Genomic DNA, 6,745 nt, shown 5'->3' with positions numbered 1-6,745 from the left:
GCTCGCTCCCACAAGGGTTGCATCATCCGCCGGCAATCAGCGGTTCAACAGCACTTGGGCCCGGCCTTGCCGCCGTAGCGGGCTTCCTGGCGTTCGCGGAAGAACGCCTCGTAGTCCATCAGCGGCTTGTCCGGGTGCTTGGTTTGCATGTGCTCGACGTAGTTGTCGTAGTCGGGCATGCCGACCATCAGGCGGGCGGCCTGACCGAGGTATTTACCGAGGCGACTCAAGTCATTGAACATCGTTGCAATCCTCTGGTTACGCGTCCGGCAGGGCCTGGAATGGCGCTTCTTTGTCCGTGCGCTCTTTCGTGCCCCAGGCGGCGATGCCGACCTTGAGCGCGTAGAACAGGATGCTGAAGACCACGAACAGGAACAGCACCGTCAGCGTGGCGTTGGTGTAGGCGTTGAACACCACGTGCTGCATCTGCTCCACGCTCTTGGCCGGGGCCAGGACCTGGCCGGCGGCCAGGGCATCGTTGTACTTGCGCGCCAGGGCCAGGAAGCCGATCGCCGGGTTGGCGTCGAACAGCTTGATCAGGCCCGCGGTGGTGGTGCAGATCAGCAGCCACGTCGCCGGCAGCAGCGTGACCCAGACGTAGCGCTGGCGCTTCATCTTGATCAGCACCACGGTACCGAGCATCAGGGCGATCCCCGCCAGCATCTGGTTGGAGATGCCGAACAGCGGCCACAGGGTGTTGATGCCACCCAGCGGGTCGATCACGCCCTGGTACAGCAGGTAGCCCCACAGTGCCACGCAACCGGCGGTGGCGATCAGGTTGGCGGGCCAGGATTCGGTGCGCTTGAGGGCCGGCACGAACGAGCCCAGCAGGTCCTGCAGCATGAACCGCCCGGCACGGGTGCCGGCGTCCACCGCGGTGAGGATGAACAGCGCTTCGAACAGGATCGCGAAGTGGTACCAGAACGCCATGGTGTTCTCACCCGGCAGCACCGAGTGCAGGATCTGCGCGATACCCACCGCCAGGGTCGGCGCACCGCCGGCGCGGGCCAGGATGGTGGTTTCGCCGATGTCCTTGGCCACCGCCTGCAACGCGTCCGGCGTGATGGCAAAGCCCCAGTTGCTGACGGTCTGCGCCACGGCCACCACGTCGGTCCCGACGATGGCCGCCGGGCTGTTCATGGCAAAGTACACGCCCGGCTCGATCACCGAAGCGGCGACCATGGCCATGATCGCCACGAAGGACTCCATGAGCATGCCGCCGTAGCCGATGTAACGGGCATTGACTTCGTTATCCAGCAGCTTGGGCGTGGTGCCCGATGAAATCAGCGCATGGAAGCCCGACACCGCGCCACAGGCGATGGTGATGAACAGGAACGGGAACAGCCCTCCCTTCCACACCGGGCCGGTGCCGTCGGTGAACTGGGTCAGCGCCGGCATCTTCAGCTCGGGCATGGTGATCAGGATGCCGATCGCCAGGGCGACGATGGTACCGATCTTGAGGAACGTGGACAGGTAGTCCCGCGGCGCCAGGATCAGCCACACCGGCAGCACCGCCGCGACAAAGCCGTAGCCGATCAGCATCCAGGTGATCTGCACGCCGGTAAAGGTGAAGGCCTTGGCCCAGACCGGATCGGCGGCCACCTGCCCGCCCAGCCAGATCGAACCCAGCAGCAACAGCACGCCGATGAGGGAAATCTCACCGATGCGGCCCGGACGGATGTAGCGCATGTAGATGCCCATGAACATCGCGATCGGGATGGTCGCCATCACCGTGAAGATCCCCCACGGGCTCTCGGCCAGGGCCTTGACGACGATCAGCGCCAGCACCGCGAGGATGATGATCATGATCAAAAAGCAGCCGAACAGCGCGATGGTGCCGGGGATACGGCCCATTTCCTCGCGCACCATGTCGCCCAGGGAGCGACCGTTGCGGCGGGTGGACAGGAACAGGACCATGAAATCCTGCACCGCACCGGCCAGCACCACGCCGGCGATCAGCCAGAGCGTGCCGGGCAGGTAGCCCATCTGCGCCGCCAGCACCGGCCCGACCAGCGGCCCCGCGCCGGCAATCGCCGCGAAGTGGTGGCCGAAGAGGATGTGCTTGTTGGTCGGGACATAGTCCAGGCCATCGTTATTGAGCACGGCGGGAGTGGCCCGGCGCGCGTCGAGTTGCATCACGTTGTTGGCGATGAAAAGGCTGTAGTAGCGGTAGGCGACCAGGTAGATGGCCACGGCTGCGACGACGATCCAGAGGGCGTTGATCGCCTCGCCTCGACGCAAGGCCACGACGCCCAGGGCGCACGCTCCCACGACGGCCAGCAGTAGCCAGGGCAGATGGCGCAGCGGGCTATTATTGTTTTTCATTTTTATATTCCAGCCAGGGTGGACAAGAAAGACAGCCACAGGAGTTTAGCGCTAACCCGGACAAAGGCCATACCCGACATTCGTCTGCCGGCGGGCGAACGGTGGCGATGCCCCGCCCGTTGGCGTCTATAGTCAATGAATCTTCGAGAGGGAAAGCGTAATGAGCGATCGCCGCCGCTTCGTACGAATTGAATTCCATGCCCGGACCGAACTGATCCAGGGGTCCAACAAATGGCCGGTGGAACTGCTGGACCTGTCCCTCAAGGGCCTGCTGATCGAAAAGCCCGAACCCTGGCTGGGAGATCCCGAGCATACCTTTACCGCCGACATTCACCTGAGCAACGAGGTGAAGGTGAAGATGGAAGTCCGGTTGATGCATGACGACCACGGCCACCTGGGCTTCGTCTGCGAGCATATCGACCTGGACTCCATCGCCCATCTGCGCCGGCTGGTGGAACTGAACCTGGCCGATAATGATGAGCTGGAGCGGGAACTGGGGGCGCTGATCCATATCTGAATCAGCGCCGATCCCTTGTGGCGAGGGGATTTATCCCCGTTGGGCTGCGCAGCGGCCCTAAAACCTGACAACCCGGTGTTTCAGGTCGATTGGCGTCGCTTATTCGGGAGCTGCTTCGCAGCCCAGCGGGGATAAATCCCCTCGCCACAGATAACTCCCCTTACCACACACAGTCCCCTCAGCACAGACAAGCCCACTCTTCACAAAGGGCCTTGCAAAGCCTCCCGGGTTACTCGAACAACGCATCCAGCGCCTGTTCCAGGCGTGTCACCGCGATGATCTGCAACCCCGCTGGTGCTTCCTTGGGCGCATTGCCCTTGGGCACGATGGCGCGCTTGAAACCGTGCTTGGCCGCTTCCTTGAGCCGCTCCTGCCCACTGGGCACCGGCCGAACCTCACCTGACAGCCCCACTTCACCGAACACCAGCAGGTCGTGGGGCAGCGGTCGATTGCGCAGGCTGGACATCACCGCCGCCATCAAGGCCAGGTCGGAAGCGGTTTCCAGCACTTTGACGCCGCCCACCACGTTGAGGAAAACATCCTGGTCATGGGTAGGAATACCTCCGTGGCGATGCAGGACAGCCAGCAACATGGCAAGCCGGTTCTGATCCAGGCCCAGGGTGACCCGGCGTGGGTTCGCCAGATGGCTGTCATCCACCAACGCCTGCACTTCCACCAGCATCGGGCGGGTGCCTTCCCAGGTCGCCATGACCACGCTGCCCGGCACTTCCTCTTGGGCGCGCGTCAGAAAGATCGCCGAAGGGTTGGAGACTTCTTTCAGCCCCCTGTCGGTCATGCCGAACACACCCAGCTCGTTGACGGCGCCGAAGCGGTTCTTCACCGCCCGCAACAAACGCAGCCGCCCATCGGACTCACCCTCGAAGTACAACACCGTATCCACCATATGCTCCAGCACGCGCGGCCCCGCCAGCGCGCCCTCCTTGGTGACATGGCCCACGAGGAAAATCGCCGTACCGCTCTGCTTGGCGTAACGCACCAGCAGCGCCGCGCTTTCCCGCACCTGGGACACGCCCCCCGGTGCCGATTGCAATTGTTCGGTGAAGATCGTCTGGATCGAGTCGATCACCATCACCTTGGGCTTTTCCAGGCGAGCCGTGGCGATGATGGTTTCGATGCAGGTCTCGGTCATGACCCGCAATTGATCCTGAGGCAGGCCCAGGCGTCGGGCCCGCATGGCGACCTGTTGCTGGGATTCCTCACCGGTGACATACAACGCAGGCATGCGGGTGGCGAGGTTGCACAGGGTTTGCAGCAGGATCGTGGATTTACCGATGCCGGGGTCCCCGCCGATCAACACCACGGAACCGTCCACCAGTCCGCCTCCCAATACGCGGTCCAGCTCACCGGACGCCGTGGAAAAGCGCGGGATTTCCTCGACACTGACTTCGGCCAGGGTCTTGATCTGCGCCTGCTGGCCAGCCCAGCCCGTACGCCCTGTGGGCGCCGCGGCACCGCCGCTTTCCACCATGGTTTCGGTCAGGGTATTCCAGGCACCGCATTCACTGCATTGGCCGGCCCATTTGGGAAAGGTCGCGCCGCACTCGGTGCAGCCATACATGCGCTTTGCCTTGGCCATCTGAACTCCGGGTAAAAACCGTGATGATAGCCCAGACGACGACCCGAACGGCCAGTTCGTCAACGTGGGGCCGGCATTCTGATTTCACCCTTGGCCAGATCCGCCGCCGTATTGCCCAAAGGGTCCCGGGCCTCGAGGTCTGCCCCCTTGGCCTTCAAGGCCTCGAGCAATTCAGCGCGCTTGAACAGGCCGGCGTACATCGCCGCGGTCTGCCCCGCGCCGTTGCGCTGGTCCGGACTGCAATCGGTAGACAGCAAACGACGCGCAATCTGCACCTCGCCTTTGAAGATGGCGCCCATCAGTGCGGTATTTCCCCGCTTGTCCTGGGCGCAGGCATCGGCGCCAGCGGCCAGCAACCGTTCCACCGCCGGGCCATGGCCGTGATAAGCCGCCAGGATCAGGGCGGTGTAACCTTTTTCATCCTGGGTATCGAGCGAATAACCGGCTTCGATGAAGGTCTCGAGCATCGGCACGTCACCCCGCCGGGCGGCGTCGAAATAATAAGCCTGCAATTGTTCCTGCACCGCCACCGGGTCGGTAGGCACGGGTTGGTCGGCCCACCCGTTCAATGACCAGGCGGCGAGCAGCGATAAGAGAAACAGACGCATCGGCGCGACTCCTTGGGCCTGTGACTGTGGGAGCGAACGCGCTCCCACAGGTTTTGCGCAGGTGGATCAGTCGGTCAGTTTTTCCGCCAGTGCCTTGACCCGGGCCAGATCGCCCTTGGCAACCCGGGCCACGCCGGTGCCATATTCAGGGTCAGCCTTGTAGAGGAAGGACAGGATGATGTGCTTGCTCTCGTCATCGGTGGTCGCCAGCGACCCACCGAAGCTTTCGATCAGGTCGTTGCGCTCCTTCTGGTTGAACGAGCGGTACAGGTCACCGGCCTGCTTGAAGTTCTGCTCACGCTGGATCTTCGCCTGCTGGGTGCTGCCGCCAAGCGCGGTCTGGCTGTAGCGTGCCGAAGGCTGCTCGTCGCGAGGCATCAGGCGGCTCGGTTGATAGTTGACGCCGGTACTGGTGCTGCCAAGGTTCATCGCGCCGTCCTGGTTACCGTTGTTCACTGCAACCTTGGGTGCGTTGATGGGCAACTGCAATGCGTTGGCGCCTACCCGGTACATTTGGGTATCGGCATAAGAGAACACCCGACCCTGCAACAGACGGTCCTCGGAAGGTTCGATACCAGGCACCAGGTTGGCAGGCGCCATGGCCACCTGTTCGGTTTCCTGGAAGACATTCGCCGGGTTACGGTTCAAAACCATCTGCCCGACTTTACGCTCCGGCACTCCCGGCCAGATCTTGGTGGCGTCCAGCGGATCGAAATCGAACTTGGACAACTCTTGCGGCTTGAGCACCTGGACATACAGGTCCCACTTGGGGAAGTCGCCCTTGTTAATATGCGTGACCAAGTCATTGGTCATGTGGCTGTAATCCTGCCCCTGAACTTTCACAACTTCTTTCGGGTCGAGGTTTTTCAGACCTTGCAAACTTTTCCAATGAAACTTGACGTAATGAACTTCACCCTTGGCATTCACCAGTTTGTAAGCATGAACACCATTACCGTCCATTTCACGGTAACTGGCCGGCGTGCCGGAGTTGGAATACAGCTCGGTCAGGGTACGCGTCGCCTCGGGAACATGGGAGAAGAAGTCGAAACGACGTGAATCGTCATCCAGATTGGTTCTTGGGTCGGGTTTGAACGCATGGACCATATCGGGAAACTTGATGGCGTCGCGGATGAAAAAGGTCGGGAAGTTGTTCCCCACCAGGTCCCAGTTACCGTCGGCCGTATAGAACTTGGTGGCGAAGCCACGGGGGTCGCGCAGGGTTTCCGGCGAATGGTTGCCATGCACCACGGCCGAAAAACGCACGAATACCGGCGTGGTCTGGCCTGCCGCGAAGACCTTCGCCTTGGTCAGGTCGCTGAGGTCGTTGGACACTGTGAAGGTGCCATGGGCACCCGTGCCACGGGCGTGGACCACGCGCTCTGGAATGCGTTCCCGATCGAAGCGCTGGAGTTTCTGGATCAGTTGCACGTCTTGCAACAGGGTTGGGCCGTTGGGACCCGCCGTCTGCGAGTTCTGGTTGTCGCCAACTGCCGCCCCGTTATCCCGGGTCAGGGTGGCCGCATTGACGGAAAGGGACAGCAGGCCGGCGGTCAGTGCAAAAAGGGCGCGACGGTGGGAAAGAGCCCCGCCGCCAAGGGAAGTATTCATAGGAATTTCCTCTGATGTTATAGAGCGCATCCATGTGCGCTTGTCAGAGGCTAGTGCCCGAAAAAGCAAAACCTAAATAGAAATGCCATA

At 62.0% G+C, this 6,745-nt stretch carries 6 protein-coding genes; 1 reads left to right on the top strand and 5 read right to left on the bottom strand.

Going from position 1 to position 6,745, the window contains the following annotated elements; genetic code table 11:
• Nucleotides 1–44: 44 nt before the first annotated feature.
• Nucleotides 45–242, bottom strand: coding sequence for a YbdD/YjiX family protein (locus BT179_RS19530; RefSeq protein ID WP_072390895.1), 198 nt, complete (start codon nt 240–242; stop codon nt 45–47).
• Between the two features lie 16 nt (nt 243–258).
• Nucleotides 259–2,325, bottom strand: a complete 2,067-nt coding sequence (locus tag BT179_RS19525; RefSeq protein WP_072431377.1) for a carbon starvation CstA family protein — start codon at nt 2,323–2,325, stop codon at nt 259–261.
• A gap of 160 nt (nt 2,326–2,485) precedes the next feature.
• Between BT179_RS19525 and BT179_RS19520 the strand changes: the two genes are divergently transcribed.
• Nucleotides 2,486–2,842 (top strand): PilZ domain-containing protein, encoded by a 357-nt coding sequence (locus BT179_RS19520; RefSeq protein WP_072396086.1) that lies wholly within the window; start codon nt 2,486–2,488, stop codon nt 2,840–2,842.
• A 229-nt stretch (nt 2,843–3,071) separates the two neighbouring features.
• Here the strand turns inward: BT179_RS19520 and radA are convergent, their stop codons facing one another.
• From radA to katB, 3 genes are all read right to left on the bottom strand, one after another.
• Nucleotides 3,072–4,439 carry a DNA repair protein RadA gene (gene radA / locus BT179_RS19515; RefSeq protein WP_072396084.1) on the bottom strand — a complete coding sequence of 456 codons (1,368 nt, stop codon included), beginning with the start codon at nt 4,437–4,439 and terminating at the stop codon, nt 3,072–3,074.
• 59 nt (nt 4,440–4,498) lie between these two features.
• Nucleotides 4,499–5,047, bottom strand: coding sequence for an ankyrin repeat domain-containing protein (locus BT179_RS19510; protein WP_072396082.1), 549 nt, complete (start codon nt 5,045–5,047; stop codon nt 4,499–4,501).
• 66 nt (nt 5,048–5,113) lie between these two features.
• Nucleotides 5,114–6,655, bottom strand: coding sequence for a catalase KatB (gene katB, locus BT179_RS19505; protein WP_072431378.1), 1,542 nt, complete (start codon nt 6,653–6,655; stop codon nt 5,114–5,116).
• Nucleotides 6,656–6,745: the final 90 nt, after the last annotated feature.

Source organism: Pseudomonas sp. NFACC43, assembly GCF_900119645.1.
In the GTDB taxonomy this organism is placed as follows: Bacteria; Pseudomonadota; Gammaproteobacteria; order Pseudomonadales; family Pseudomonadaceae; genus Aquipseudomonas.
Note: the sequence above shows the minus strand (reverse complement) of the source record. Positions and strands in the feature narration are given on the sequence as shown.